Genomic DNA, 1,324 nt, shown 5'->3' on the forward strand with positions numbered 1-1,324 from the left:
GGAACTTGATCTTGCTCCCATCTTCATTGCGGCCGCGATCGCGCACGCGCGGGACCTGCACAGGAATGGTCCCGATCCCGGTCATCATCTCGCGCTCGGGCAGAAAACCATGGCGCACAAGACGCTGGCGGCCCTCCTCGTCCAGAAGATGCGCATGCTCGGCGAGGAAGGCGGATACCTCCGCCTGAACCGCCGTTCGCAGAAGCTCCTTGGCCCCAGCTTGGATTACCTCGGTCAACGGATCCGCAGAAAATTCCGATGGCAGTTCGAACGGGACAACGGTAGATTTGGCCATGGTGGCATATCCTTTCTCTTTTGAGACTGACGGCGCGTGAACACCGCCATGATATGCCGCCTACTTCAGGCCATCACCAACTTTCGGGCATAACTCGTGTCGTTCAGAAAGGGGCGCTGACTGAGACCATTAGGGCTGGATACGCGAAGCGCGCAGGGTCCTCGTCTCCATATCCCGACTTTCAGGACATTCTAGAGATTGCAGTCGCTGCCTATGAAGGAGATGGTGAGAAAGATGACAGCCTCATTGAAGTGCTGCGTGATCTTTCCGACTTCGACCTCTTTTGGAAGCGCGGAAGCGAATCCCCCCCAATTGAGAGGATTTCCAATCGCACGCTGATAATTGATGTACATGCTATGCCTGTCCTGAAGGAACTAGTGGCGTATCTTGTCATTGAAAGATTGTACAAATAGATGGCGCACATGCCGGACAGTCCAGTCATACATGGGAGGCGGACTATTCGGAGTATCTTGGTCATTGATGGGGCGCACAATTACTTGAGTCAAAAGAACATTTTTCTTCAGAGAATTATTCGTGAGGGTCGCTCGAAAGGGGTTGTGGTTTTTTTCGCAGGCCAATCGCCGAACGATTACCAGCAAGAATTCTTCAATTTTCAAGAACTTCTTGAGTTCGCCTATATTTTTCAATGCGAGGGTGTGAGTGCCACTTCTGTGCAAAAGATTCTTGGGTGTAGCAACAAAACAGCAAAAGACCTTCAAACTGAAATCGCTAGGTGTCACATCCCGGAAGGTAGTATGGCTGTTTCTTGAACAGCTCTGGCTTGATTTTGTGCCAGTCCTTCATGGCCTGCAAGGGCGCCTTGCTGGCCAACGCTGCTTGCGGGAGCTGCTGGTTGTAGAGCCAGACGTATCGGTGGAGCGTGGTCTCCAGGTCCTCGCCTGATCGGAAATGGTGGCTCTGCAGGACCTCTTCGCTCCGGCCGTTGAAGCGCTCGACCATTCCGTTGGTCTGCGGCGACTTCGGCGGGGTTAGGCGGTGGTCGATGTCGAGGGCGGCGCAAAGCGCGTC

The 1,324-nt window shown here is 53.9% G+C and carries 1 protein-coding gene and 1 pseudogene; both read right to left on the reverse strand.

All coding sequences use genetic code 11. The features are described from left to right. Nucleotides 1–295, reverse strand: a pseudogene (locus JSE7799_RS09970) (IS256 family transposase); the annotation flags it as partial. Nucleotides 296–1,024: 729 nt separating this feature from the next. Then, the coding region (locus JSE7799_RS09975) for an integrase core domain-containing protein (RefSeq protein ID WP_144431644.1) at nt 1,025–1,324 on the reverse strand (300 nt) is incomplete at its 5' end.

It is taken from the genome of Jannaschia seosinensis (genome assembly GCF_001408515.1).
Classification (GTDB): domain Bacteria; phylum Pseudomonadota; class Alphaproteobacteria; order Rhodobacterales; family Rhodobacteraceae; genus Jannaschia; species Jannaschia seosinensis.